The 26,609-nt window shown below is 64.3% G+C and carries 20 protein-coding genes; 10 read left to right on the forward strand and 10 right to left on the reverse strand.

The genetic code is table 11. The annotated features are described in order from the left end of the window. Positions 1-138 precede the first annotated feature (138 nt). Positions 139-2,175 carry a heavy metal translocating P-type ATPase gene (locus tag HNR05_RS01705; RefSeq protein ID WP_179577444.1) on the forward strand — a complete coding sequence of 679 codons (2,037 nt, stop codon included), beginning with the start codon at positions 139-141 and terminating at the stop codon, positions 2,173-2,175. A gap of 73 nt (positions 2,176-2,248) precedes the next feature. Here HNR05_RS01705 and HNR05_RS01710 read toward each other — a convergent pair whose 3' ends face one another. The 7 genes from HNR05_RS01710 to HNR05_RS01740 all read right to left on the reverse strand — a co-directional run bounded on the left by HNR05_RS01710 (position 2,249) and on the right by HNR05_RS01740 (position 12,020). Then, the gene (locus HNR05_RS01710) at positions 2,249-3,142 is read right to left on the reverse strand and encodes a GNAT family N-acetyltransferase (RefSeq protein ID WP_179577445.1); all 894 of its coding nucleotides are present in this window, start codon (positions 3,140-3,142) and stop codon (positions 2,249-2,251) included. A gap of 105 nt (positions 3,143-3,247) precedes the next feature. Then, on the reverse strand, positions 3,248-4,498 hold the full coding sequence (locus HNR05_RS01715; RefSeq protein ID WP_179577446.1) for an ROK family transcriptional regulator: 1,251 nt from the start codon (positions 4,496-4,498) through the stop codon (positions 3,248-3,250). Positions 4,499-4,610: 112 nt separating this feature from the next. After that, entirely contained in the window at positions 4,611-5,813 is a 1,203-nt protein-coding gene (locus tag HNR05_RS01720) for a GDSL-type esterase/lipase family protein (RefSeq protein ID WP_179577447.1), read from the reverse strand. Further along, positions 5,810-8,878: an alpha-mannosidase gene (locus HNR05_RS01725; protein ID WP_246318327.1), complete on the reverse strand. Its 3,069-nt coding sequence runs from the start codon at positions 8,876-8,878 to the stop codon at positions 5,810-5,812. The genes HNR05_RS01720 and HNR05_RS01725 overlap by 4 nt, the downstream gene beginning before the upstream one ends. A 50-nt stretch (positions 8,879-8,928) precedes the next feature. Next, a complete protein-coding gene (locus HNR05_RS01730) occupies positions 8,929-9,744 on the reverse strand; it encodes a carbohydrate ABC transporter permease (RefSeq protein WP_343062420.1) in 816 nt (271 codons plus the stop codon). Continuing rightward, the gene (locus HNR05_RS01735) at positions 9,737-10,663 is read right to left on the reverse strand and encodes a carbohydrate ABC transporter permease (protein ID WP_179577448.1); all 927 of its coding nucleotides are present in this window, start codon (positions 10,661-10,663) and stop codon (positions 9,737-9,739) included. The genes HNR05_RS01730 and HNR05_RS01735 overlap by 8 nt, the downstream gene beginning before the upstream one ends. A 106-nt stretch (positions 10,664-10,769) precedes the next feature. Then, positions 10,770-12,020 (reverse strand): ABC transporter substrate-binding protein, encoded by a 1,251-nt coding sequence (locus HNR05_RS01740; RefSeq protein ID WP_179577449.1) that lies wholly within the window; start codon positions 12,018-12,020, stop codon positions 10,770-10,772. Positions 12,021-12,227: 207 nt separating this feature from the next. Between HNR05_RS01740 and HNR05_RS01745 the strand changes: the two genes are divergently transcribed. Beyond that, positions 12,228-13,424, forward strand: a complete 1,197-nt coding sequence (locus HNR05_RS01745) for a DUF5005 domain-containing protein (RefSeq protein ID WP_179577450.1) — start codon at positions 12,228-12,230, stop codon at positions 13,422-13,424. A gap of 130 nt (positions 13,425-13,554) precedes the next feature. Further along, positions 13,555-14,352: an SDR family oxidoreductase gene (locus HNR05_RS01750; protein ID WP_179577451.1), complete on the forward strand. Its 798-nt coding sequence runs from the start codon at positions 13,555-13,557 to the stop codon at positions 14,350-14,352. 56 nt (positions 14,353-14,408) lie between these two features. Here HNR05_RS01750 and HNR05_RS01755 read toward each other — a convergent pair whose 3' ends face one another. After that, complete coding sequence (locus HNR05_RS01755) at positions 14,409-15,098, reverse strand: type 1 glutamine amidotransferase domain-containing protein (RefSeq protein WP_179577452.1); 690 nt, start codon at positions 15,096-15,098, stop codon at positions 14,409-14,411. Positions 15,099-15,173: 75 nt separating this feature from the next. Continuing rightward, positions 15,174-15,758: a TetR/AcrR family transcriptional regulator gene (locus tag HNR05_RS01760; RefSeq protein WP_179577453.1), complete on the reverse strand. Its 585-nt coding sequence runs from the start codon at positions 15,756-15,758 to the stop codon at positions 15,174-15,176. A 156-nt stretch (positions 15,759-15,914) separates the two neighbouring features. Between HNR05_RS01760 and HNR05_RS01765 the strand changes: the two genes are divergently transcribed. The 4 genes from HNR05_RS01765 (at position 15,915) to HNR05_RS01780 (ending at position 19,306) form a co-directional block, all read left to right on the forward strand. After that, positions 15,915-16,424 carry a hypothetical protein gene (locus tag HNR05_RS01765; protein WP_179577454.1) on the forward strand — a complete coding sequence of 170 codons (510 nt, stop codon included), beginning with the start codon at positions 15,915-15,917 and terminating at the stop codon, positions 16,422-16,424. A 278-nt stretch (positions 16,425-16,702) separates the two neighbouring features. Next, entirely contained in the window at positions 16,703-16,924 is a 222-nt protein-coding gene (locus HNR05_RS01770; RefSeq protein WP_179577455.1) for a hypothetical protein, read from the forward strand. Between the two features lie 254 nt (positions 16,925-17,178). Then, positions 17,179-18,771: a serine hydrolase domain-containing protein gene (locus HNR05_RS01775; protein WP_179577456.1), complete on the forward strand. Its 1,593-nt coding sequence runs from the start codon at positions 17,179-17,181 to the stop codon at positions 18,769-18,771. Positions 18,772-18,781: 10 nt separating this feature from the next. After that, the gene (locus HNR05_RS01780; protein ID WP_179577457.1) at positions 18,782-19,306 is read left to right on the forward strand and encodes a YgjV family protein; all 525 of its coding nucleotides are present in this window, start codon (positions 18,782-18,784) and stop codon (positions 19,304-19,306) included. A gap of 31 nt (positions 19,307-19,337) precedes the next feature. On the opposite strand, the gene HNR05_RS01785 is transcribed toward HNR05_RS01780, so the two are convergent. Beyond that, on the reverse strand, positions 19,338-19,748 hold the full coding sequence (locus HNR05_RS01785) for an SDR family NAD(P)-dependent oxidoreductase (RefSeq protein WP_179577458.1): 411 nt from the start codon (positions 19,746-19,748) through the stop codon (positions 19,338-19,340). A 95-nt stretch (positions 19,749-19,843) separates the two neighbouring features. On the opposite strand from HNR05_RS01785, the gene HNR05_RS01790 reads away from it, so the two are divergent. From HNR05_RS01790 to HNR05_RS01800, 3 genes are all read left to right on the forward strand, one after another. Further along, positions 19,844-20,380, forward strand: coding sequence for a hypothetical protein (locus HNR05_RS01790; RefSeq protein WP_179577459.1), 537 nt, complete (start codon positions 19,844-19,846; stop codon positions 20,378-20,380). Positions 20,381-20,671: 291 nt separating this feature from the next. Then, on the forward strand, positions 20,672-22,177 hold the full coding sequence (locus tag HNR05_RS01795) for a hypothetical protein (RefSeq protein WP_179577460.1): 1,506 nt from the start codon (positions 20,672-20,674) through the stop codon (positions 22,175-22,177). Positions 22,178-22,423: 246 nt separating this feature from the next. Next, positions 22,424-26,512: a family 78 glycoside hydrolase catalytic domain gene (locus tag HNR05_RS01800; RefSeq protein ID WP_179577461.1), complete on the forward strand. Its 4,089-nt coding sequence runs from the start codon at positions 22,424-22,426 to the stop codon at positions 26,510-26,512. Positions 26,513-26,609: the final 97 nt, after the last annotated feature.

A 26,609-nucleotide genomic window follows, 5' to 3' on the forward strand; every position in this document is an offset into this window, starting at 1 on the left:
TGTCGATGCCACTGTCGATGCCACTGTCGATGCCACTGTCGATGCCACTGTCGATGCCACTGTCGATGCCACTGTCGATGCCACTGTCGATGCCACTGTCGACGTCACTGTCGATGCCTCGGGCTCGGGAGCGGCCCTGTGAGCGCGGCGTGCTGCGAGGAACCCACTGCCGCAGACGCAGAGAACGATGAGGTCGAGCGCTCCTGGTGGCGTGATCCGGCGATCCTGATGCCCGTGGCTTCGGGGGTGTTCTTCCTCACGGGCCTGGTCGCCGGGTGGACGGCTGGCGAGAGCCCATCCGCTGAAACTGTGGCAGTGATGCTGTTCTGGGCTGGACTCGTGCTGGGGGCGTATACGTTCGCGCCCGGCGCGTTGCGCGGGCTGTTCACCACAGGCAAGATCGGAATCGCACTGCTCATGACGATCAGCCCCGTTGGGGCGGTGATCCTCGGGTACGTCGAGGAGGCCGCGGCGCTGGCATTCCTCTACTCCATCGCCGAGGCACTCGAAGACAAGGCGATGGATCGCGCCCGTTCCGGCCTGCGTTCCCTACTCACGCTCGTTCCCGAGATCGTGACCATCCTCCGCGACGGAACCCCGGTCGAGATTCCCGCCCGCGAGATGCGGGCCGGTGACGTACTGCGGGTGCGGCCGGGTGAACGCATCGCGACCGACGGCACTGTCGCTCAGGGAGCGAGCAGTCTGGACACCTCGGCGATCACCGGGGAATCCATCCCCGTTGAGGTCACCACGGGCGATCATGTCGCGGCGGGGTCGATCAACACCTCCGGGGCACTGGAAATTACCGCCACCGCCGACGGCACCGATAACTCGCTGACCACTCTCGTTGGCCTCGTCGAACAGGCGCAACAAGACCGAGGTGAGCGCGCGCGCCTCGCCGACCGCATCGCCCGCCCACTGGTACCCGGCGTGCTCATCCTTGCTGCGCTCGTCGGCGTAATCGGATCGCTGTTCGGCGACCCGGAGACCTGGATCACTCGCGCTCTGGTCGTGCTCGTCGCGGCTTCCCCGTGTGCACTCGCAATCGCGGTGCCCGTGACAGTCGTCTCCGCGATCGGGGCCGCCAGCCGGTTCGGGGTCATCATCAAGAGCGGGGCAGCGTTCGAACGTCTTGGTACCGTGCGCCGTCTCGCCGTCGACAAGACGGGCACGCTTACCCGCAGTCAACCGTCCGTCACCTCGGTCGAGACCACCGCCGGTGCGTCCCGTGAAGAGGTGCTCGCCTGGGCCTCTGCACTCGAGCAGTACAGCACACACCCCCTTGCAGCAGCCATCACTGCCGCAGCAGCCATTACGGCCGCAACCTCCGACGCGCCTGCTGCCACCGGGGTGAGTGAGGAACCGGGCCACGGCATCACCGGCCGTATCAATAACCATGAGATCACCGTGGGCAGCCCCCGCTGGATCACCCCGAGGGGGGAACTCGCCACCCAGGTTGCGAGGATGGAAGAAGACGGGCAGACCTGCGTCATGGTCACGCGCGACGGGAAAATCGTCGGCGCGATTGGTGTTCGCGATGAGCTCCGCCCCGAGACGGCTGAAGCGATCAGCGCGCTCCGCGACCAGGGTGTGGAGGTCATGATGCTCACCGGCGACAACATCCGCACCGCGAGAGCCCTCGCGAAAATCGCCGGGATCGCTGACGTGCGTGCCGAGTTACGGCCCGAAGACAAAGCCAGTGAAATCGCCGAATCGGTGAAGCACGCGCCCACCGGCATGGTTGGTGACGGTATCAACGATGCCCCCGCCTTGGTCTCGGCCACTGTCGGCATCGCGATGGGCGCAACCGGGTCGGACGCGGCCATCGAGTCTGCCGATGTCGTGTTTACCGGTCACGATCTGCGCCTCATCCCGCGGGCCCTCGCGCACGCACAACGGGGCCGGAGGATTATGAACCAAAACATCGCCCTCGCCCTGGCGATCATCACCGTTCTGCTGCCATTGGCGATCACCGGCACTCTCGGGCTCGCCGCCGTGGTTCTCGTCCACGAGGTTGCCGAGGTCATCGTTATTGCCAACGGCCTCCGTGCTGCTCGCACCCGACAGACCAGCCTCGCACCACTCGGCCCCGCGCGGCCCCGCGCACGCACAGCGGCAGACCCCGAATCTCAGACCCTGACCAGCCTGCGCCGAACCGGTCGTGAGGATTCTTGAACGTGGCGGAGAAGGCCGGTCATGCGGCGTGTGGTACCGAAGAGCACACCGAACGGTGCGGGAGGACGGATCCTCACTCGTGATAGGGCGCGCTGCGATAGCCGACGAGCACGCCGTCGCGGGTGAATCCGAAAGACTCGTAGAGGGCTATCGCCGGCGCGTTCTCCGCCTTGACCGTCAGGCTCAGACTGCCGGTGTCCGACGCGGTGAGGATCATCCGTCCGATCGCAGCAAGAAGCACCTTGGACAGCCCGTTTCCACGAGACTGTGGGGCGATCGCGATGAAGTCGAGGTACCCCGCCCCATCTGCCTGCACCTCTGCCGACGCATAGCCCAAGATCTCGGGCCCCGTGTCGTGAGCGAGAACCAGGGTGACGCGCTCGTCGTCCTCGACAAGCTGACGCGCAGTGGCGTAGCTGCCGGGAAAGGCCGCGGTATGCAGCTTTGCGATCGCAGGGAGGTCCGCCGAAGTAGCGTGACGTGGCACGCCACTCGTTGCCGCTCCGTCGGGCAGCGGCCAGGCCCGATCGCTTCGGATGACGTAGGCGACATTGACCGCGCTGCGGTGCCAGCCCAGCGTGTGGGCGAGAGCGGCAATCCGCGTGTTGGCTGGGTCCGCGCTGATCTCATGGTCATCGATGCCGGGTGAGGTCTGCTCGATCGCGGCGTCGATGAGGGGGCGAGCCCACTGCTTCCAGGCTTTTTCATCCGTCGTCCAGGGACCGTGGATGAAGCTGCGTCCGGTCTCCTCATCGCTGTCGACAACAACCACTCCCACGACGTCCTCGCCGCGCACGGCGACCCGCGCAGTATGGGTCCACGTCGGTGACATCCCCTCAAGCTCGGCCTTGATTCCGGCTGGATCGGTCCCCAGAGAGGCGCAGGCGGTCCGCGGGTTCTGTTGAGCCGCAGTCAGGAGGGTGCGGGCAGCCGCGAGCTGGTCGGCGTTCGGAGTGAGGATCGGCATACCGCCACGATAGTCAGCATCGTGAGATCCGTCGCCCGAATTTTTCGTCACCGGTCACGACGGTGCGGTGACCTCCTCGCGTGCCGCAGCTGGCGGGCTCAGCACTCAGCGCAACGTGTACCGCGGCGAGAAGTTGCGTTCCATCACCAGGCTCGCGGCACCGACGGCCGCCACGTCATCGCCGATCGAGCTCGACACGAGGGCGACGGGTTGCGTGCCGCTCGCCTCGGCAGCGGCGGCGAGCAGCGGAGCAATGGACTTCATCATGTGCTCCTGCACGGCTGGCCACGACGGGCCCCCGAAGACGACCTGGTCGATATCGAGCAGCGCGATCAGATTGGCGACATACAGCGCCAGGCTCTGTCCCGCGCGATCCAACACGGCCAGCGCCGCCTCGTTGCCGAGAGCTGCGCTTTGACCCAGGATATGAAAGAGACTGTCGACCGTCTCGAGTCGAATCGGAACGTCGTCGTCGACCGCACGTCCGGCCAGCTCAGGAGGCATCGGGATCGCCCCGCGTTGCAGCGCGTCGATCACGAGCCGGTACGGCCGCATGACCTCGCCAAAGCATCCGCGTCGCCCGCACACGCATTGCGGCCCGGTCGGGTCAACCACCGAGTGCCCGACATCTCCGGCGTTCTGGGACGACCCGGCGTGCACCGCTCCATCCAATACGAGTCCGACGCCCACACCGGTGCCCCAATAGATGAACGCTGTGTTCTGCCGTTCCGAGATGGGATTGGTCCACTCCTCGGCGAGCACGGCAGCGGTGACGTCTTTGGTGAGCGTGGTTGGCAGGCCAAATGCCTCGTGAAGCCGGTCGGGCAAATGAAACCCCGTCCACCCCGGCGCCAATCGGGGGCGTACCAGCACACCAGCTTCAGCGTCGATGGGACCCGGACCGGCGACCCCAATACCCACAATGCGATCACGATGGACACCGGATGCCGCAAGCAGCTCGGTGATTGCCTCCGTGACGAGTTCCACGGTGTCGCCCGCATCTCCGGATTGCGGAGGACGGCGACGCGTTCGAGCCACGACCTGTGCTCGCAGGTCTAAGAGAACACAGGTCAGCACACTCGGGTCGAGGTGTACGCCAATTGCGTACGCACCCGCGGCATCCAACTGCAGGATGGTGGCGGGTTTGCCCGGCCCGCGCACGGCTCGGTTGCCCACCTCGCGCAAGAGACCACGGTCGATGAGGCGGCGGCTCACATTCGAGACGGCTTGCGCCGACAGCTCGGTCTCGCGGGCCATCTCGACTCGGCTGAGCCCCGCCGGCGCACGGCGCAATACATCGAGTAGGAGGGTCTCGTTGATTGCAGCGATGACCGGGAAGTTTGCTCCCTTGGCCATGCGCCCTCCTGACGATTCTCTACCGGCACTCGCGCGCACCGCATTCTCGAACCGAGTGCGATCCACGCTCGGCGCCGCTCCGCCCGCTGACGGTTCTGCCGGCGAGGCCAGCCTATCGGCTGCCACTGGTCTGGCCACCTTTCGCCCGCTCGGCAAAGACGAGCGCGGCCCACCGTCGCCCGATCAATTCTTGTACCTCGGGGCTCGGATGCAGGTTGTCGGGCAGCGGGAGGAGCCGGGCATCCTCGGCGCCATAGAGGCGCAGCCCGTCGACATAGCTCAGCGCCGTATCCGAGTCGGAACGCTCCGCGACGACCGCGGCGATCTCTCGGCGGATCACGTGCAGCGAGAGCTTGCCCGCAGCAACATCGGCTGCTGTGCCCGTCGCAACGGTCCATTTGCCGCCGTTGCGCGCAATCTCGATGGTCGGCCCGCTGACGGTTTCGACGGGCTCGCACCAGATCGGCGACACGAGCACGATCGGTGTGTGCGGATGCCCCTCACGAATGGTGTCGAGAAAACCCTGCAGTGCGGGCCCGAACGCGCGAAGCCGCATGACGTCGCTATTGACGAGGTTGATCCCCACTTTGATGCTGATTAGATCGGCCGGCTGGTCACGAATGACGCGGGCGACAAAAGGGTCAAGCATGGCGCCGCCCGCGAATGCGAGGCTCGTCAGCTCGACATCCGAGCTCAACGCGGCCACGGCGGGCCAGGTGCCCGTGGGTGCCGTGGCCTGGTATCCGTGACTAATCGAACTTCCGTAGTGCACCCACTTCGGCCGCTGCGCAGGGCGCTCGGACGCCGCGACCGGCGCATCCGCGCGCAACGCTCGCAGGCGTACGGCGTCGGTGTACGGCAACCAGATCTCAAGGTCTCGCTCGCCCCCCGTTGCCTGGGTGTCAAAGCGCACCGTGGATGGAGTGTGCGCTGGGATGCGCAGCCCGGTGGGGGCATCGAAGGAGAAGACATAACGCCCCTTCGATGCCGCCTGGGCCGTCTCGACGACATGCCCTGCCTCGACCAGCTGCCATGTCCCCGGCTGGATGTCCACCTGTTCGTTCTCTACCATCCGGGTGCCGTCAAAGTCGATCTCAATGACGGTGGCCGCGGTGCGCACCGCCAGCCGGATGCCGGCTGCCTCCGCCGACGTGCCAACCATGAACGGATCGTTCACACGTCGGCGCGCCCAGCCGGGCAGCCGGTGCGGGGTGAGGGTGCCGTCGACACGTTCGATCTCGACGGCCCCACGAATCCAAGCCGCATCCAGCGCACTGGAGCGCAGCTCGATTGGGCCGGCGTGCGTGGCGTTCATGACGCGCCGCCGAGACGACCAAATCGGAGGGTGACGAGCTGAAACGGGCGCAGGCTGAGCAGCGCCGCGCCAGCGACGGTCTCGACGACGGCGCTCGGTGTGACTGCACGCTCCAGCAGATCCGTCTCGATCGGCTCTGCCGCGGTGAAATTGGCTCGCACGCGGGCGTGGGCTTGCTCGCCCAGCGATTCGTACAGCCGCACCACGACGTCGCCCGATCCATCGTCGGCCAGTTTGACCGTCTCCACAACGACGCCCGCGCTGTCGCTCGTGACGAGAGGTTCCACCGCAACAGCCGACGCTGCGCTCGCCGCGGGCGAAGCGCCGGGCGACGCGGCGGCCGGGCGCAGCGGATACTGCAGCCGGTATCCCTCACGAATCGCATCATCGAGCGTGCCGGGCACAAGCGTCGTCCGAAAAACGTGCTCACCCTGGTCGGCCTCGGGATCGGGAAACAGCGGGGCCTTGAGCAGAGTTTGGCGAACAACGGAGAACGTTCCTCCCCCCGCACGGGCCTGCCGGGTGACGTCGTGCCCGTAGACCGCGTCGTTGACCACGCCGAGCCCGCTACGGCGGTCGGCCACGTGCACCCAACGATGAGCCACGGTCTCGAACCGGGCTTCATCCCAGCTGGTATTGGTGTGGGTCGCCCGCTCGATGTGGCCGAACTGAATCTCTGACTTCGCCGAGCTCGTGTGCACATCCACCGGGAAGGAGAGCTTCAGCATCTTCTGCCGCTCGTGCCAGTTCACCGTCGTCTGCAGATCGAGGGCCGCCCGGCCCGCGCCGAGCGAGAGAGTCTGCACGACGCGGGAGCGGCCAAATGTGCGCTCGACTTCGATCGTCACGAGCTCCGGGCTGAGTGTAACCACCTCGATGCGCTCGAGCTCATCGAGGTCAACCTGGCTGCGCCGGTACTCGACGTCCACATCCCAGGCGTCAAAGCGTCGGGGGACATCGGTGAAGAGCTGGAGTACGCCGCCGCGCTCACCGGCCGGGATCAACTCGCGCCCCGATGCGAGATCGACCAGAGAGCGTAGGTGACCCGCCCGGTCGATTCGAGCCCGAATGAGTCCATTGGCAAGAACGTAGTCATCGCCAACCGATTCCACTGTCACGTCGCCCACGGTGCGGGCGACCGCTATCGCGTGAGCGGGCACACCGTCCACCTGGAATGGGCCGGAATTCGCACGGAGGTCGCTCGCGGCTGCGGCCTGGCCCAGGGCCGCGAATGCAGTGCCGATGATCTCTTCGGCTGTCGCGGCGACCTGCCGGTACTCCTCCTCGGTCTGGTCGTACACCCATCCGATGGATGAGCCAGGCAGGATGTCGTGAAACTGATTGAGAAGCACCGTGCGCCAGGCGCTACGCAAGAGAGCGGCCGGATACGGTGCGCCGATGCGCACCGCTGCCGTTGCCGCCCAGAGCTCCGCTTCATGAAGCAGCGCCTCGCTTGTTCGGTTGCCTCGTTTGGTGCGTGCTTGCGACGCGTAAACCCCGCGGTGGCTCTCGAGATAGAGCTCGCCGACCCAAACGGGCGGATGCTCGAGTTGGGCCTCCGCCTCAGCGAAAAACTCCGAGGGCGACGCGAACCGAACCACGGGCGATCCTTCGAGAGAAGCTGCCCGTCTCGCCGCAGCCATCATCTCTCGGGTCGGCCCGCCGCCCCCATCGCCGAAGCCGAACGGAACCAGTGAGACATCCGCTCTGCCCTTCTCGGTAAAGGTGCTGGCGGTATGCGCGAGTTCGGACTGAGTGAGCATTGAGTTGTAGGTGTCCACGGGCGGCATGTGAGCGAAGATTCGAGTGCCGTCGATGCCCTCCCACTGAAAGGAATGGTGGGGAAAGGCGTTGACCTCATTCCAGGAGAGCTTTTGGGTGAGGAAGGAATGAGCGCCTGCGGCCCGGGCGATCTGCGGAAGCGCGGCCGTGTAACCAAAAGAATCCGGAAGCCACACCTCGGTCGTTTCAATGCCGAACTCCTCAAGGAAAAACCGCTTACCCTCGACGAATTGGCGCACGAGCGCCTCGGCGCCCGGCAGGTTGGTGTCGGATTCGACCCACATGCTCCCCACCGGCACGAAACGACCGTCGGCGACGCGCGCACGAATACGCTCGAACAGCTCCGGATAGTGATCCTGCACCCACACAAATTGTTGCGCGGACGAACACGCGAAGATGAGCGCGGGATCGGCGTCCATGAGATCGAGAACGTTGGAGAACGTGCGTGCGCACTTGCGCACAGTCTCTCGGGTCGGCCAGAGCCAGGCTGAGTCGAGGTGGGCGTGACCGACGGCAAAGACCCGGTGTGCGCTCTGCGCGGCGGGCGCAGCCAGCACGCCGCGCAGTGCCTCTCGACCCGCCGCGACGGTGTCGTGGACAGCATCGGGTTCGACGGCATCAACCGCGTCATCCAGCGCAGCATAGAGCTGTGCCCGTCGCGCCGAGTCGGACGGAAGCTCGTGGGCCAGACCACGAACCGTCTCGACGTCTTGGATGAGTTCCCACACCTGCACGCTGCGTCGCACCAACTCGATTCGACCCAACCGGTACAGGGGCTCATTCGAGGCAGACTCGAGGCGTCCGAGCGTGGTCGGTGCGAAGGTTTCCTCGCCAATGATGTTGGGATTCGCCGCCGCTTCTACATAGAACTCAAAGGACTCACCCGCCTGCGCATGCACACGCACGTAGTCGTTTCGGGGCTCGATGCCTTTGATGGTGCGCCCGGAAGGGTCGTAGACGAGCGCTTCGACCTGAAACCCGGCCGAGTCACCGATAAAGCCCGGGTCGATGATCAGCTCAATGGCGCCCTCAGAGGGACCCCAGCTCGGCGGCACCGTGCCTCGAACGCGCAACCAGATTGTGCCCCACGGCCGCCCCCATCGGCGGCCGCGCGCGATCGGTGCGTATGACTGTGTGCGGGCCTCGGCGAATGGAACGGGTTCGCCCGGAGCCTCCCATACTTCAACGAGCACCGGGTTGTGTTCGATCTCGACGGCGGGCACGAGACGCTCGCGCACGAATCGGTCGACCCGGATTTCGATGGATTGATGGGTCGTGCGCAATGGTCCTCCTCGGGACATGGTGTCTTCAGGCAGATCGTCGTGACGTGGCATTAGTACTGTCCCAGGGCCAATCCGCGCCCAAAAGCGCGTTGGGCGAATAAAAAGAGGGCGATGGTCGGAATCGAGACGATCAGGCCGCCTGCAAGGAGAACCGGAGCAGTCGAGCCTCCGTAATTGCCTTGCAGCGCAGCGAGTGAGCCCATCAGTGGTCGAATGTCAGCAGATTTGGAGAGCGTCATCCCGAGCAGCAAATCGTTCCAGATGAGCGTGGCCTGCAGGATGAAGACGGCGACGAGCGCCGGTACCGACAGGGGGAGGTGGATCCGCCAGAAGATACGCCAGGAACTTGCGCCGTCAACGACGGCTGCTTCAAAAACGCTGAGCGCGATGCCGGCGAAGAAATTGCGCATGACAAACGCCGAAAAGGGGATCGAGATGGCGGTGTAGACGAGGATCATGCCGAGTCGGCTGTCGTACAGGTCGAAAGCGACGTATCCGACGAACAGGGGCAGGAGCAGGATCTGCAGCGGAAACACCGTCGAACTGAAGATGAACACGAACCAGCCGAATCCGTGGCGCAGACGCAGCACCACGATCGCGAAGCCGGCCGCCGCACCAATCACGACGGCGATCAGTGGCGCGGTGATCGCGTACAGGGTTGACGACCAGACCGCCTCGGATATGTTCCCGCGGGTCCACGCTTCGGTGATGTTGCCGACGAGCCCCGAGAGCCCGGCCGGTGACCACACATTTGTCGTCCCATACTGGTCTTGCGTCTTCGCAGCGTTGATGACGATGAGGTACATCGGCGCAAGCCAGAGCAGGCCCAGCGTGACCAGCACGATTTTGCGGATGCGATCAGCCACGAGCGGCCTCCTCGGAATCAGAGAGCTGACGACGCAGATACAGCACCGACGCGGCGACGGTCACGATCGTGAGCAGAATGGCGATTGCGGCGCCGAGTCCGTAGTCGGAGTCATTGAAGGTGTCCTTGTACATCGTCAGGGCGAGCGTCTCCGACGACCGGCCAGGTCCGCCCCGCGTCATGGCGAAGATTATGTCGAATTGTTTGAGCGAACCCACGATCGCCAGCCCGACGACGACGGTTGTCAGCGGTCGCAGCATCGGCCAGATGATCGCGGTGAACATCCGCCAACCGGATGCTCCGTCGAGCCGAGCCGCTTCAAGCGGTTCGTGCGGAATCGACTGCAGGCCAACGGTGAACAGCAGCGCATTGACCCCCACGCCCTGCCAGGCAGCGGCGGCGATCATCACGACCGTGTTGAGCGGGGCATCGAGCAGCCATCGCGGGGGATCGGTCACTCCGAACACGGCCAGGACTTGGTCGGCTGCCCCGCCATGCTGCAGGATGAAGCTCCAAATCACACCGACCGCTACCCCCGAGATGGCAAAGGGGATAAGGAACGGGAGCCGATACCAGAATGCCCCGCGCAGCCCGTAGGCAAGAACAGCGATCAGCAGCCCGAGGCCAACCGGAAGAACGAGTGTGCCCACCACCCAATAGATCGTGTTGAGAGTGGAATTGAAAAACCCCGGGTCTTGGAAGACCTGCACATACTTGTCGAAACCCACCCAGCGGGGGGTACCGAATCCGCTGTACTCGGTGAAGCTCAGGTATCCGGTCCAGAGAAAGGGCAGGTACAACAGCAGTGAGACGGCAACGATCGCTGGCGCGGCGAACCCTGTGGCCGATCGAGCGTACCGCCGGGTCGGTTTCTGAGCCGGTGCCGACGCGGCTGAGGAGCCTCGGCCCGCACGTCGCATGGAGGCCGAGGGAGAGAGCTCCCTGTCGTCGGTTGCCCCTCCGGGAGCCGAAACTCGGCTCCCGGAGAGGGTGCTCGGCGTTGAGCCGTGACCTGTGGATGTTTGGCTAGCCGGCATCGGCTACGTCTTGCAGTGACTGGAGTCCCGGGGTTAGATCGCCACCGTTGGTTACAAACTCACCAAAGACCTCCGTCGAGCGGTTGTAGACCGAGAGCGGCACCATCTCTTGGAATCGCTGCTGGATTCGTGCCTTGCCGAGCGCGTCGACGATGCCCTGCAGCTCGGGGTCGTTCACGGTGACGTTCGGATTGAATGAGACGTCTCCGCGGGAATCCGCCCACGCCTGCTGGGCGGTGTCACTCATCCACCAGGCGCTGTACTCCAACGCGGCAGCCTCGTTCGCGGCACCCTTCGAGACGCACAACGGACCGCTCTCGAGCACCAGCTGCTGCTCGGCATCGGCATTCATGCTCGGAAAGATGAAGACGCCGTAGTCCTCGCCCGAGACCTGGTCGATGCTATTCAACTGGCCGGTCATGAACGTACCGAGGTACTCCATGGCGACTTCACCCGTGGAGAGCAGGGTCTGCGGGTCGGTCTGGAGGCCCGGATCGGTGAAGTAGCCCTCATCGAAGAGTCGCTGCCACTCCGCTCCTGCACTCAGAACGGCGGGATCGGTGAACGAGCTCGTGCCATCCGCGAGGCCGGCGTAGACGTCGGGGGACTCGCCAGCGAGCAGCGCCTGGAACATGGCGAATTCGAAAATGAAATTCATCTGGAAGAACGGCGTCACCCCGGCGGCTTTCAACGTGGCTGATGCAGACATCAGTTCCTGATAGGTCGTCGGTACCTCGACTCCGTGCTCGGCGAAGACGTGCTTGTTGTAGTACACGCCCCAGTAGACGACGTTCAAGGGCACGCAGTATTGCTTGCCGTCAAAGGTGTAGTTGTCTTTGAGACCCTTCGGAACGTAGCCGGCTGCCTCTGCCTTGGCCCAAATATCGCTTGTTTCGGCCACGACACCCTGTTCAACGAGTGCCTTGAGCTGCCCACCGGTGTGCCAGGTAAAGAGGTCAGGCTTCTCTTTGGTCTGCAGGGCTTGCTTGACAAAACTGTCGTAGGCCGCGGCGTCAGAACCGGGGGCCGTCACCACATCGAGCACCGCGCCCTCGGCCCGCGAGACGGTGTTCATGTCGTCGAAGCTCTCTTGCCACCCTGCCTTGTCCATGTAGAACGAAAGTTGGCGCGGATCGTCTGCGGTGCCGGCCGCGGGGGCACCTGGGTTGGAGGAACACGCGGCAAGGGACACCGCGAGGAGCCCAGCCGAGAGCCCTGCGGTGAGTCGGGTTCGTTTCATCGTTCTCTCCTCATTGAGACGTGTGCATCGATGCGATGACGAGATAACACAATCGCATGGATGAAATAAAGTCAACACAAAAGTCCGCAAATATGGAAAATTGTTCGACTTCTCAAAATGGTTGACAGGAGTTCCTCCATCGTGTTGGCATATTGGTGCCATGGACCGGTGGCACATCCTAATGACAGTCGAACAGAGGAATCTCGCATGCGTTCACGCAATACCCGCAGAACTATCTTGCCCGCTGCACTGGTCGCCGGCCTCGCGCTGACCGCGCTGATCGCGCCGCCGGCCTACGCCGCACCACGCTCCGACGACGCGCTCTCCCGAGGGCGCATCTCGTGTGACCCCCTCGGAGGAGCATCGATCAAACCCGTCGGAGCCACCCTCAATACCGAGTACACGGAGGCCTTTCGCGAGTTCGGCAACTCGGGTGGTGGCTGGCAGAATAACGGCGGTTGGGCGGCATCCGACGGAGTGTATTCGGTCGAACTTGCAGACCGCAGCATTGCCTGGCTCATGAACGACACCTTTCTCGGACCGGTCACCGACGAGCAGATCGGGGCCGAGGCCCGCTTCCTGCATGGCACCGTCGTGCTGGGCGGGCGGGACGGTCTGCCTGACACGACCGTGACCGGAGGCACCCAGGAGGCGCCGGAATCCATCGTCTCGCCGCCGCAGTCGGAGGGCGGTGATCCCTGGTATTGGAATGAGGATGGAATCCTCGATGGCGGCAAGCTCCGTGTGTTTCAGGCGCGCACCGGACTGAACGATGGCGTGCCGCCGTGGAATTTCGGCTGGCTCGGCAGCGACATCGTCACGTACGACGCGGAGTTCGCCGTCGAGTCGATCACGCCGAGCTACGGCGCCCCGGGTGGAGTGCACTGGGGCGTTGAACTGGTCAAACAAGGCGGCATGGTCTATATCTATGGACAGAAGGACGGCGCAGCATACGTCGCTCGCGTCGCGAAAGGGCACCTGGTAGGCGGGGCGTGGGAGTTCTGGGCCGCCGGAAGCTGGGTGGCCAACGAAGCAGCTGCGACGCCGATCGCCTCAAACGTCGGCGCGTCGTACAGTGTGACTCGGATGCGTGGCACCTACGTTTTGAGCACAACGACCACGTTTGGTGCCTTCGCCGAGCACACCGTCGAGGTTGCGGTCTCCTCGTCGCCCTCGGGCCCATTCACCGACCGCACCGTTGTCTACACGGCACCCGAAGCAGCCTCGGCACACATCGTGGCTCCCTACAACGTTGCGGCTCACCCTGCCATCAGCGACCGTGGGGAGCTCGTGGTCTCGTACAACGTCAACAGCGAGCAACACTCCGACGTTGTGGCCAACGCGAACAACTACCGCCCGCGCTTTCTTACGATCGAATTTGCGCGGTGCCGAATGCCGCGTTGAGGGGGGCCCTCGTACGGGGAAGCTGAGAGTAGACCTTCCCCGTGAGGGAGGCCGACTCGCGGGGTCGCTGTGCCCCGTTTGGTCGCATCACGTTCGGGGCAGGGAGGTGAGGGGTGGATAGCATGGGGCGATGACTCCTCCTCTTCTTCCCGCCGTGTGGTCGCTCGAAGGACGCACGGCCCTCGTCACCGGGGCCGGCAGCGACACCGGGATCGGTTTCGCTGCCGCCCGAATGCTGGGGGAGCTGGGGGCGCAGATCGTGATCACCTCGACGACCCAGCGTGTTCACGAGCGGACCGCCGAGCTGAGAGAACTCGGCATCACCGCGGACGGGATCGTCTGCAGTCTTGATTCGGACCAGGGCACACGGGCGCTCTCGGCGGGACTTCAGCAGCTCGCGCTCGCGCCGACGATTCTGGTGAACAACGCCGGGATGGTGTCGGTGGGCGACACGGAAATCGCGCAGGGCGACATCGGGATGAGTGCGGATGAGTGGAACCGGGGGATCGCCGTGAATCTCTCGACGGCTTTCCATGCCACCCAGGCGGTCATCGGTTACATGCGTGAAACCGGCTGGGGCCGCATCATTACGGTGTCCAGTGTGAGCGGCCCGCTCATGGCTTCCCGCGGCGATATCGCCTATGCTGCGGCAAAGGCCGGGCTGACCGGGCTCACGCGCGCACTGGCCGTGGATGAGGCCAGTCGAGGAATTACCGCAAACGCTGTGGCGCCGGGGTGGATCGCGACGGGCTCGCAACTGCCGAAGGAAGCGGATGAGGGGGCCCACGTTCCTGCTGGGCGCAGCGGGACCCCCGATGAGGTTGCCTCCGCGATCGCCTGGCTCGCTTCGCCCGGTGCCGGCTATGTCACCGGCCAGACGATCGTCGTCGACGGCGGCAACACTGTGGGCGAAGAGCGTCGCTTATAACACTCAACGTTCCGCCCGGTCAGTGACCCGTTCCCAGAGCAGGATGACGCAGGCACTCATGCGCTCAGCGCCGCAACCTTCAGGAGGAGGGCGTCGGCGGCTGCAGCGGACGATGCCGGGTTCTGACCGGTGATCAGCAGACCATCCTCGACGACGTAGGACTGCCAGTCGCCGATTTTGGAGTAGTCGGCGCCAAGCTTGATGAGCTCGTCCTCGACCAGGAACGGGACGATGTCGGTCAGCTGAACGCCCTCCTCTTCGGAGTTGGTGAAGCCGGTGACCTGACGGCCGGCGACGAGAGGGGTGCCGTCTTCAGCGCGCACATGACGGAGAACACCGGGGGCGTGGCAAACGAGGGCGACGGGCTTGCCGCTGCGGATGAAGGTCTCGATCAGGGCGACGGAGTCCTTGTCTTCGGCGAGGTCCCACAGGGGCCCATGTCCGCCGGGGTAGAAGACGGTGTCGAAGTCCGCGGCGTCAACCGAGTCGAGGCGAACGGTGGTCGCGAGCGCCTGCTTGGCCTCGGGATCCGCTTCGAAACGGCGTGTCTGCTCGGTCTGGTTCACCGGCTCGTTGCTCGTCGGGTCCAGGGGCGGCTGGCCGCCCTTCGGCGAGGCGAGGGTGATGTCGGCGCCGGCTTCGACGAAGCGGTAGTACGGGGCGGCGAGCTCGTCGAGCCAGAACCCGGTCTTCTTGCCGGTGTTGCCGAGCTCGTCGTGGGAGGTGAGGACCATGAGAACCTTCATTGTGAAACTCCTTAGTTGACCGGTCGACTATTCGCTGATGTGAACCTGGGGTGCCGGTGGGGCCCGAGGAAGTGTTTAGCGCTGGAGCAGGTGTCGTGTCAGGGCCAAAGCGCTGTCCATCGGGGAAATGTCCCGTTGAATCTTGGCCATGACACTGGCGCCGAGCCAGAGATTGTAGAGCGTTTGCGCGGTGACGTCGGCAGCGGAGTCAATCGACACCGAGCCGTCGTCGAGACCCATGTCGATCAGGGACTGAATACGATCAGTGATGCCGGTCGTCCCATTTTTCAGCGCGAGGCGGAGTGTTTCGGAGAGATCGGCGACCTCGGCGCCGAGCTTGACGGCCAAGCATTTGCCCTGGCAGTCGTCGAGGCTCTGCGTCGAACGCCAGCTCTCCCAGTACTGCATCAGTCGCGTGCCGGCATCGAGGTCGGTCTGGGCGAAGATCTCATCCATCTCGGCGAGATACTCGGTGAAGTACTCCCCGAGCATCGCCTCGCCGAACGCGTCTTTGGAGTCGAAGTAGTAGTAGAACGAGCCTTTCGGCACGCCGGCGACGGTGAGGATCTCAGTGAGGCCGACAGCAGCCCATCCCTTGTGGGCGACGGTGCGCTGTCCGGCATCGAGAATGCTTCGGCGACTGTCGGCTTGGGTGGGCATGAGTAAAAAGTATCAGGTATTAGACCGGTCGTCTACCTCGGACTGAGTGCGGCGGCACTGATCGGGGGCCACGTGGCAATTCGCTGGTGATGTTCGAGGATGCCCAGCAAATGCCCCGCGAGAGTGCGCGAGCATGCTCGCTTGTAGGCTTGGGCCATGACCGAAACCGCGCCGAAGTTCTCTCCCCGTCTGATGGGGACCCGTGCCTTCGAGCTGGTGCAGCGGCACCAGGAGTCGTATTCGCGCGCCCACCCGATCCGTTGTGATCCCCTCGGCCACTGGATCATTTTCGGCGCCCCGTCCTCGACAACGTACGAGGTCAACGAGACGCCTGATGGTCGTGTGCGGGTGTTGATCGGCGGGGAGCGGGAGAACCCCTCGGTTGATTTCACGACCGATGACACCCATGCCGTCGATGTGTTCGTTGCGCTCGAGTGCGGGGTGGCCGGGCTGGCGGAGAAAGCGCTGCGCCCTGCGATTCAACCGGGCGTCACTCTGACGGTCTCAGAGGGCACCGGCACTCAGCGCCTCGAGTGGCCGGGCGGCTGGGCCGAAGGGCCAACCCGATCGTCGATCCCGGGTGAACGCGGGCATGCGCTGCCCACAATGGCGCACTACATCACGATGGGGATCGAGGAGATATTGGCTCTGCACGGGCAAGCCTGACAGGTCGGTTGCCCGCAGCCGGTCGAGTTTTCAGCTCCCCACTTCGGGCAGGAAACCGGACCGCATCCGGACGCGATATCGCTCTCGTGTAGTGCGCCCATCGCAGTACCCCGGGGGCTCCAACCTCGAGCATCGGCTCCAGGTCGATATCGCAGCGTTCTCCCTGATCTACGACAATGCACGGAACGAAGCTGAGGAGGTGAGAGGCGAACCGATGCGGCCCACGTAACGCATCTGGGATCCGATGCTGCGATTCATGAACCCGGGCCTCACGATGGATGCCGCATCCCACAGGCTGGGAATCGCTTCCCGCACCGGTCGCCGTCGCATCGCGGACGCGACGGCGCACTGTCACCTCTCCGGCAAGTTTTCGCGGGGAGCAGCATGGGCCTCAGAACGGGCTGAGCCCGAAGATTCAACGGGCCAAGGAACTCGCCGTTGACGGACTGTCGGTTGAAATCGTCACCGAGCAGACCTTTCTCGAGATTCTCGCGCTCTAGATATACCTGGCGAGGACATTGACCTCGTCGGGGTGCGTGGAGAGAAGTTCTCGTTCCAGCAGGAGGACGGGCCCGTTTCGGCTCGTGTACGGCGGCGGGGCGGGCCCATTTTCAGGGCATGAAAATCGACCCGGTCGTGAGCAACCCCGGTCTCGATTCCGTGGTCTCCGAAAACGATCGTGTCCGCGTTGTGCAGTATCCGGCAGCTGCCTACATGCCTTTCGAACCCGTCGCCTGATAACTATCATTTCACTATGCGATCCACAGTCGGACAGCATCTATGGACGGAAAAGTTTGCACGCTCGCTGGTAGTCACGGGCGTGATTCTGGCGATGGCCGCCGTACTCCTCACGCCACCGAGTCCGGCTGGTGCCGAGTCTGCGAAGTGGGCAACTCCTTCCAGCCTCGACAGCTTCGTACACAAGGAACGTGTAGACCTCGGGCTTCCTGGACTAGCCGTTGTCGTTCTCACTCACGGTTCGGTCGCGTTCGAGGGAACCTATGGGGAGGTTTCTCCCGGTGGGCCTGCGGTTACGCTCACAACGCCATTCGCGCTCGGGTCAACATCCAAACAATTCACTGCCTTAGCGGTTCATCAGCTTATTTCGCAGCGACATCTCGCTCTTCGCGACACCGTCGGTGCTCTTCTGCCGCAGCTGGGGAGCGCTGAAAGCCTGTTTTCGACGGTGACGGTCGCTCAACTGCTCAGCCACACCTCAGGGATTAGCGAACGCGCGGGTCGTGAGGAGTTTGACCCTTGGCCGGCTGTTACCTCAATCCGGGACGAGAGCCGTCGCATTCTGCAGGGAGAGCCAATCGCGAAGCCGGGTGAGCGTTTTGTATACTCGAACGCCAACTACACGTTGCTCGGCGCGATCATTGAACACTCCACCGGGCGGTCGTTCGAGGATGCCCTCCAATCCCTCGTCGTTCAGCCCCTTGGCCTCACCTCAACCACGAGTGACCTCGCACTCGCCCGCTCGAACGGATTGGCTGCCGGCTACTACAACTGGTTCGGGATCGTTCCCGCAGTAACGCCGGGGGCGATGTGGCCGATGGGTGCTCCCTCCGCATTCATTACCTCTACTGCCAGCGACCTCACCCACCTTCTACAGGTGCAATTGGGTCAGCCATCGGGAATCGGTACCGCGATACTTGCCGATGCCCGTGACCCCCTCACTCGAGTCAACCAATACAGCCAATACGCCAGTGGGTGGTACGTGCGCCCGTTCTGGGAGCTGCACGACTACGACGCGAACAGCACCGACCCGAGCCTTCCAACGCTGTGGGAGCATTCCGGCAGCACCGAGCGATCGGTGTCCTACCTCGCCTTCGCGCCGTCCGTCGGCCTCGGCGTCGTCGTGCTCAGCAATTACGGCCTCGGTACCGACCAAAACAAACTCTCGCGATTCACCGAGGCGCTGATGCACAAGATCGTCGGCACCCGAGTCGCCCCGTCCGCGGTAGACCCGCTCGTTGCCGCGGCACCATTCATCATGATCGGGCTCCCAATATTGCAACTGATGATGGTCGCCTGGATCATCTTCGCGAACGCACGGTCGCGGCGCTCGCGCCACGCACGGTGGCTCGCGATCATTATCGGCACCGTGATAACAATCACAACTTTCTATTTCGCTCTTATCGTCGTGCCAAGCCGAACACAGGCACCTCTCGTCGAGGCGACATGGTGGAACAGTACCCCCGACCTCGCAGTGTCAGTTGCGCTGAGTCTGCTCTTCGCCGTGAGCTGGGTAGCGTTGGTCGGGGTTCAGCTCACTCGTAGCCTGCTTCACCGGAGCGGGCACGAGCACACCCCGCGCAGTTCGCCGAATTCTCGCGCTGACTAGGCTTCACTTCATGAACGGCGACATGCTCTGGGCCGTATTCGGCTGGATCGGCAGCGCCCTGGTGGTGTTCTCCCTGCTGCAAACCCACATGACGCGGCTGCGAATATTCAACCTGATCGGGTGCGTGCTCGCCATCATCTACAACGCGCCACTCGCGATCTGGCCGAGCGTCGGGCTGAACGCGGCACTCTCGGTGATCAATATCGTGCAGCTCATCCGGTTGCGCCGGGGGAGTGAATCCAAGCTCACCGCGGCCGGGGCGGGGCGGGGTGAGTTGCTCAGTGTGCGCACAGCCCCCAACGATCCGGTGCTCGTGGCCCTGCTCGGTGCGCGCCGAGCCGAGGTGGAGGCGCGCGGCGGACGCACCCTCGAGCAGCTCCTCGAGGAAACCCGCGAGGCGGAGCTCAAGTTCGACGGCGATCTGCTGATCGGATGCTCACTCCGAGCATTCGACTCGGAACACGGCTCCGGCCCACCCGAGCAGGGCTCAGGTGGCACGTCACTGGTGGTGTTTGCCCGGACGGCGCCTCAGTAGCCGGTCAGGAGCCGAGGCGGTGGCGGATCGGCTAGGCCGGAGCTCCCGCCGCCGGCGTTCCGGCGCGCACCCACGCATCGGTCATCGTCTGCACTGCGGCACCGTTCAGAGCCACACGTTTGACAGCGACGATGCGGATGCCACCGACGGTCGCGGCCACCGGGGTCAGCGACTCCAAAAAACTCTCGACGGCGAACTTGGCGGCGCAGTAGGCCTCGTTGAGCGGTTGGCCGACCGCGCCACCGACGCTGGATACAGTGATCAACCTCCCGTTGGCCGCGCGCAGATGCGGGAAGGCTGCCTTCGTCAGCGTGACGACGCTGAAGAAGTTCGTCTCCAGCACGGCGCGCACGGTGTCGACGGACTCCAATTCGATCGTGCCGACGTGTCCAGCGCCGGCACGGAGCGCATCCGCTTTAGCGCGGGTGAGCGGTGAGCACAACTCCTCGCCATCGGCACAGGCATGCCGTTGACACGAGTGCCTGGGGCGAGGACTCTGGGTCGTAGCGCCAACGACGGTGCGTGAGGTGGTAGCCGATGTCTTCTTTCACATCCCGCACCCCGACAGCCATGGTCATTGTTGTGCTGGTCCCCGCGCTGCTCCTCACCGGCTGCACCGGTTCGACGAGTACGGCAGGACGATCCATCGCCCGATGGTTTGTCTCCCACTCCGGCGAGCTGACCGGGGGAGCAGGGGGCCTCAAGCTCAAAGCGCAGTCGTTGGTGGACGACGGACTCCGGGACGCCGCGATCGCCGCTTCCCGCGACGCCGAGCTCCAAGCAGTGAAGAACTCGTCACATGTCGATGAAGCGCTGACCAGTGTGTGCAACATCTCCGTCGACTTCTCGGCGCCTCCTCCCGACGATTCGGCCGACATGAGCGCCGCTGAGACGTTGATGCACGCGGTGTCGGCCGAGATGCCTGGCAGTGGGATGAGCGTCTGGTCGGAGAGGATCGTCACAGCGTACGAGGCGGTCTGGGGTGAATCAGATCAGAAACTGAGGGCGCAGGCGACGCTCACGCGCGATTTCGAGGTGACCGCTTTCCAGCACGCGTACTGCACCGCCCGGTAGACGGCTTCTCTGCGCACTGCGCACGTCAACGCCGACCAGTGTTGCGCACGAGAACCTCGCCACGGCAGCGGCATACCCAGCCCCTGCACACGACTCAGAATTCGTATGCGGCCAGGCCGCCCTTCCACTGGATGACGTAGAGGCCTGACGAGATGAATTCCGTGTTTGATTGTGAACGTCACGATCAGCAAAGCCACATTATGGTGTAACGTTCGAATTCGTGCCTTACGCCGGACACCTCACCCGCGCGTACTGACAGTACTCGGAAAGTGGTCAATGATGTCGTCCCGCATGGCTCTCCGCACCAGGCCCGCTCGCGCATGGTTCGTCGGCGCACTGATCGCGACGACGGTGCTGCTCACCTTCGGCGGGTTCCCGGTTATGGCCCAGGCTGCAACGGTGAGCACACTCGATGACCTGAAGTTGGCTCTCAGCCCGGGCACTGATTCGATCACCCTCACCGCGGACGTCTATGCCTATCAGGAAGATCTGGTGATCGACCGCGATGTGTCCATCGATCTTGCGGGCTACGTGCTCATGACACGAGACTTCACCGTCACGCCCGGCACCACACTGACCCTCCTTGGCAGCACGAATATGCGCTCCTCGAGGATTAACATTAACGGTATCCTGCAGCTTTATTCGGATCTGACGATGCAGCCGTACTCCATCGTCACGGTGGGCACCCGCGGTTCGATTGTCTCTGCCGGCGGCCCCTTCACGGTCTCGGGAGCGCAGACGATCGATAACCAGGGCACGATTACAGCGAACGTGGGCCCAGCGCAGGCTGTCACCGGAAACAACTTCACGCTGAGGTTCTGGACGAACACACCGGCCGGACTGCTCGAAGAGGTCACGGTCTTCGCCCCGACGCTGGAGGCCGCAGGGATGTCGCTCCCCACCTTCGCTCGCGTCCATGCCGCCATCGCCGAGTGGAATTCCGAGCAAGACGGATCGGGCTCGCAGCTCAGAACCGAGACAGCGCTCTCGACGGTTGGCTACTGGGGTACCTTTCACGCCCAGTGGGTGGCAGCGGGAATCACGAACATCGGTCTGACCTACAGCGGCAGCCCCGGCCCGGCACAGGCCGGTCATACGGCGGTCACCGCACTGGACACGTCTCCCGGGGGCAACGACGCCGACATCAGCGACCTGGTGGACTTCAGTAGCGCCAACCCCGACGACTCGTTCCTTGGCTCCGGCTTTGACACTCTCTTGGTCGCGGAAATCGCCGGCACCCGGCTCGTCACGGCAGCGCTGCGCGATGATCCGGTGGTGAGCATTTCCGTTCCCATCGAGGTGACGCATTCGAACTACCCGGGGCAGATCAGTCTGGCCGTGTCGCCGAGCAGTGTCACTCTCGGCGGAACGTCGACGGCATACCTGAGCGCCACAGACCGGTACGGAAACGCATTCGGTTACACCCTGCTCGGTGGCGGCGAATGCGACGATTGCAACCCGACCGTCACGAGTAGCGTGCCCGGCGATGTGATTGACCCGACGACGGGAATCATGACGTTCTCGAGCGTCGGGCCGCGTACGATCACGGCCACGGTACAGACGGTCGAGGGCGATCCTTTGGTCGCCACCGCGGTCGTGACCGTCACTGGCGTCAGTGTGCCGTCCGCACCGCCCGCACCGCCCGCGCCACCCGCGGCGACGCCCCCGCAGTCGCTGGCAGCCACTGGCTCATCAGCCGGTCCGATCGCCGGCCTGATGCTGCTCGCTCTGCTGGGCGGCCTCGGCGCACTGCTTCTGGCCCGCGGCCGCACGGCCCGGCTCACGCGTCGCCTCTAACCCGATCTGAGAACCGTCCGCTGCGCCGCGCCACAAGGCCGGCGCAGCGGGGAAGCCACGATCCTGCGTGTCCGTCCTCGGCTGTGCTATTCTCTCGAAGGAACAAGTTGAATCGTTTCACATCAGGGGGGACCAATCGAGATCGCGACGCCGTGGTCTCGTGGCTTGCGGAATTTTTGCCGAGAAGAACTCGGATCACCGCTCACCTGAACGCACCACATCCGTCAATGATGAAGGAAGTTCTGCATGAAGAACGCAGTGACCCGAGTGCTCGCCGCCGCGGCTGCACTCACGTTATTCGCCACGCTCCCGGCTCTCCCCGCCTTCGCTGCACCTGAAGCGACCGGCATTGCCGTGGGGGAGATGCGCGTGAACGACACGCTCACCCCTCTGGGTCTCGATGACACGAGGCCGGCACTGAGCTGGAAACTGACGGCCGATACTCAGTCAGTTGAACAGAGCGCGTACGAAGTGCGCGTCGCCTCCGACCCCGATCTGCTCGACGACGGCACCGGCGACATCTGGTCCAGTGGCAAGGTCGACTCGGCGCGCTCGGTGCAGGTTGACTACAACGGTGCAGCTCTCGAATCGGCGAAACGCTACTACTGGAAGGTGCGCGTCTGGGACCAGCACGATGTCGCCTCCGACTGGAGCGCCAGCTCCTGGTGGGAGATGGCGCTTCTGAACTCCGCGGACTGGGCTGGCTCGGAATGGATCAGCCCCGCCGGCGAGAACCTCGTCTGGGACGATTTTGAGATCAGCTCTGACTTTCGGTTGTGGAAGAAGGCCGGTGGAATAGTCTTCCGTGCCACGGGAACCGACAACATGAATATGTGGCAGGTCAACCCGGAACAGACCATCCCTCGACTGCGCCAACACATCTGGCGAGACGGCCGAGTGGTGGCCAATCGCGAGGTGAACATTCCGGCCGCGGTGATGGCACCCGGCGAGCCCGACGGAGTGACCCACACGTTGCGGATTCGTGCAGAGGGGTCGACCTACACCAGCTGGATCGACGGCATGCTGGTCGACACGTGGACCGTCAGCGCGGCCGAGCTCAACGCCTCGGGAGTGATCGGGTTCCGCGGCGGCGACAACCGCCCAGGCAACGAGCACAGCTCAGCCTGGAGCAACGTCACCGTCACAGAACTCGACGGCACCCCGATCTGGGCTGATGACTTCGACAATGGCCCCTCCGCTTACTTCAAGGGTGCGATCATCGAGAACGGCGCGCTCATGCGCCGCAACAACGAGGTCGTGCTGATTTCTGCCGCCGGCAACGAAGCGCCTTTGCTTCGCACCGAATTCACCCTCGACAAGCCCGTTGCCTCCGCACGTGCCTATGCCTACGGACTCGGCTGGTATGAGCTGAGCATGAACGGCGAGAAGGCCGACGACCGTGTTCTGGCCCCGTCGGCCACGCCATTCAGCCAGCGCAACCTCTACCAGACGTACGATGTGACCGATTTGCTCGCCGAGGGCGAGAACGCTGTCGGCGTTTGGCTCGCCAACGGCTACGGCGAAGGCTACAGCGAATGGGGCTGGCGCTGGGACGGTCCGCGTCAGGCGATCATCACTATTCGCGTCACCCACACCGATGGTTCGGTCACCGTCATCGGCAGCGATGACAGTTGGACCAGCCATGCCTCGGCCGTGACGTCTGCCCACATCTACAACGGCGAAAGCTACGACGCCCGGTCCGAGATCGCAGGCTGGGCCAACCCCGGTCTGGACGACTCCACCTGGACCGGTGTGCGCGTCGTCGATGCCCCGAGTGCCCGCCTCGAAGCAGACGAGATGCCGCAGATTCGTGTGCACACTGACTTCGCACCGATCGCGGTGTTCGAGCCGACGCCCAACGTCTACGTGTTCGACTTCGGCCAGAACATGGCCGGCTGGACTCGCCTCAACGACCTCGATGTCGCGGCAGGGACGAAGATTACGATCCGTCACGCCGAGCGTGTGGATGAGAACGGTGCCCTCGACACCCACACCAACCGTTCGGCGGCCGCCACCGACCAGTACATTGCAGCCGGAACGGGTTCAGAGACGTGGGAACCCCGTTTCACCTATCACGGCTTTCGTTACGCGGAGGTGACGGGGCTGAGTGAGGCGCCCAGCGTCACAGCACGCGCAGTACACGCCGACCTACAGGAGACCGGAACGTTCGAGTCGTCCGACTCGATGCTCAACAAAATCTTCGAGAACAACCGCTGGACGATTCTTAATAACTTCATGAGCTATCCGACCGACACCCCGGTGCGCGACGAACGCACGCCCCCGCAGATGGACGTGCAGGCACACCAGGATGCGGCCATCCGCACGCTCAACATGTCGACCTATTTCGACAAATACCTGAACGACCTGCCCGGTGCGCGTCAGGGCACCACGTACGCGGGCGACACCACGATGTTCGGCATCCACATTCCGCTGGCACTCGCACTATATAAGGAGTACGGAACAACCCAAGTGCTCGAGGAGCACTGGGGAGACGTGCGGTCGCGCGCTGACTGGTTGCTGGCCAACCATCCCGACGGGGTATGGCCGTCCACAGGCGGTTCGCATGGGGACAGCGGGCGCTACGGCGACTGGTGTGCACCGATTCCAGTCGAAGCCGCCAATGGGGGACTCGGCGACTGGAATGCGGGTGCCTGCTTCAGCGAACCCAACCTCGTCACGAGCGTTCTGCAGTACCGCCACATTGTGGAGGCGAGCGAGATCGCCGCGATCCTCGGCCACGAGAACGACGCGGCTCGTTACGTCGCCGCAGCGGCGACGATCAAGGATGCCGTCAATCTGAAGTATCTGAATGCCGATGGCAGCTACGCCTCCGGTCGCCAGACCACGAGCATCCTGCCTCTCGTCTTCGGGATGGTTCCCGATGACCGCTTCGAGCAGGTTGCTGACTACTTCATCGACCGGGTCGAGCGCGTCAACGACGGCCACCTCGACACCGGAATCTTCGGAACCCGTTACCTCATCGACGCACTCACCCTCGTGGGCCGCAGCGATCTGGCTTACGGCACGATGACGCAGACCACCTACCCGAGCTTCGGCTACCAGATTCTTGAGCACGATGCGACGACGGCGTGGGAAGGCTGGACGCTGCGCTCGGGCATGCAGACCTACGACCATGCCATGTTCATCGGCCCGAACTCGTCGTTCCTGACGGAATTTGGCGGCATTCGTTCGACCACGGCCGGCTACGAAACGCTGACGATCGACCCGCAGATTCCTGCCGGGCTGCAGAGCGCCACCGCGCGGATGGAGACCGTGCGCGGCCTCGTCTCATCGAGCTGGGAGCAATCAGACTCTGATCTGCGTCTCGCCGTGACGGTGCCGGTGAACTCGCGTGCGACCGTCGTTGTGCCGGTCAAAGCGGATGAAGTTGTCGCGACGCCGGCCGGAGCCGAGCAGCTCAGCGTCAGCGCGAGCGAATACACCTTCGCGGTGGGCTCCGGCGACTATGAGTTCCGTGCGGCAGTGCCGGAGGCGGACATTACCGCCCCCGTCGTTTCGCTGGACATCGAGGGAGAGGGAGATGGCGGCTGGCTGCGTGCCGCAACGGCGACCCTCAGCGCCGTCGATGAACCCGGCGGCTCTGGGGTGGCTGTGATCGAGTATGCGATCGGCAACGGATCGTGGACCCGCTTCGACGCGCCGATCGCGCTCGCAGAAGGGCAGTACACGCTGCGCTACCGTGCACGCGATGAGGCGGGCAACGTGTCGCAGGCCGGCCAGCGGCAGATCCGAATCGACTCCACCACGCCGACGGTGTGGGGCTGGCTCGATGACGCCGGCACAGTGACGTCGGTGGCCCGTGATCGCGCCTCCGGTGTTTCAGCCGTCGAGTACTCGTCCGATGGCGAGGAATGGCGCGTCTCGCCGAGCGGCTTCGCCACGGCCGAGAGTGTCATGGTGCGGGCTCGCGATCGTGCGGGCAACACGACGAGCCGGGCGCTGACCCCGTCGTCGAATGCCACGACCCTCGACGTCGCAGCGGGCGACTATCTGCACATCGCGCGCAGCGGATTCAGCGTGGGCGCCGGCGTTCGAGTCGAATTGCACTCCACGCCAACGGTGCTCGGGAGGGTCACGGCCGACAGCGTGGGCGTCATCTCTCTGAACGCGCCGGTTCCGACCACGCTGCAGGACGGATCTCACCGTCTGCTGTTCATCACCGATGGCGGCGAGACGATCGAGATCCCGGTGGACACACTCGCCGAGACGGGAGCCGGAGCGGTGATGGGTGGTGCACTGCTGGCTCTGCTCGCGCTGGGCTTCGGCGGCGTTCTGCTGCTGCGCCGACGCTCTCGACTCGTCCCTCTCCGGTAGCACCCCGACACCATCGGCCGTTGTGTGCCCACTCTCGCGGGTGGGCACACAACGGCCGATAGTCGTGGGCACGTCGGTGCATCCGTTCTCTGTCGCA

This window comes from Leifsonia psychrotolerans (assembly GCF_013410665.1).
Classification (GTDB): Bacteria; Actinomycetota; Actinomycetes; order Actinomycetales; family Microbacteriaceae; genus Cryobacterium; species Cryobacterium psychrotolerans_A.

Coding starts and splice junctions, on each gene's coding strand:
- HNR05_RS01740 (WP_179577449.1), bottom strand. CDS start 12,020: ATGAAACGAACCCGACTCACCGCAGGGCTCTCGGCTGGGCTCCTCGCG.
- HNR05_RS01720 (WP_179577447.1), bottom strand. CDS start 5,813: ATGAACGCCACGCACGCCGGCCCAATCGAGCTGCGCTCCAGTGCGCTG.
- HNR05_RS01770 (WP_179577455.1), top strand. CDS start 16,703: ATGCCGCATCCCACAGGCTGGGAATCGCTTCCCGCACCGGTCGCCGTC.
- HNR05_RS01795 (WP_179577460.1), top strand. CDS start 20,672: ATGGCTCTCCGCACCAGGCCCGCTCGCGCATGGTTCGTCGGCGCACTG.
- HNR05_RS01765 (WP_179577454.1), top strand. CDS start 15,915: ATGACCGAAACCGCGCCGAAGTTCTCTCCCCGTCTGATGGGGACCCGT.
- HNR05_RS01790 (WP_179577459.1), top strand. CDS start 19,844: ATGTCTTCTTTCACATCCCGCACCCCGACAGCCATGGTCATTGTTGTG.
- HNR05_RS01755 (WP_179577452.1), bottom strand. CDS start 15,098: ATGAAGGTTCTCATGGTCCTCACCTCCCACGACGAGCTCGGCAACACC.
- HNR05_RS01710 (WP_179577445.1), bottom strand. CDS start 3,142: ATGCCGATCCTCACTCCGAACGCCGACCAGCTCGCGGCTGCCCGCACC.
- HNR05_RS01750 (WP_179577451.1), top strand. CDS start 13,555: ATGACTCCTCCTCTTCTTCCCGCCGTGTGGTCGCTCGAAGGACGCACG.
- HNR05_RS01715 (WP_179577446.1), bottom strand. CDS start 4,498: ATGGCCAAGGGAGCAAACTTCCCGGTCATCGCTGCAATCAACGAGACC.
- HNR05_RS01775 (WP_179577456.1), top strand. CDS start 17,179: ATGCGATCCACAGTCGGACAGCATCTATGGACGGAAAAGTTTGCACGC.
- HNR05_RS01800 (WP_179577461.1), top strand. CDS start 22,424: ATGAAGAACGCAGTGACCCGAGTGCTCGCCGCCGCGGCTGCACTCACG.
- HNR05_RS01780 (WP_179577457.1), top strand. CDS start 18,782: ATGAACGGCGACATGCTCTGGGCCGTATTCGGCTGGATCGGCAGCGCC.
- HNR05_RS01735 (WP_179577448.1), bottom strand. CDS start 10,663: ATGCGACGTGCGGGCCGAGGCTCCTCAGCCGCGTCGGCACCGGCTCAG.
- HNR05_RS01760 (WP_179577453.1), bottom strand. CDS start 15,758: ATGCCCACCCAAGCCGACAGTCGCCGAAGCATTCTCGATGCCGGACAG.
- HNR05_RS01745 (WP_179577450.1), top strand. CDS start 12,228: ATGCGTTCACGCAATACCCGCAGAACTATCTTGCCCGCTGCACTGGTC.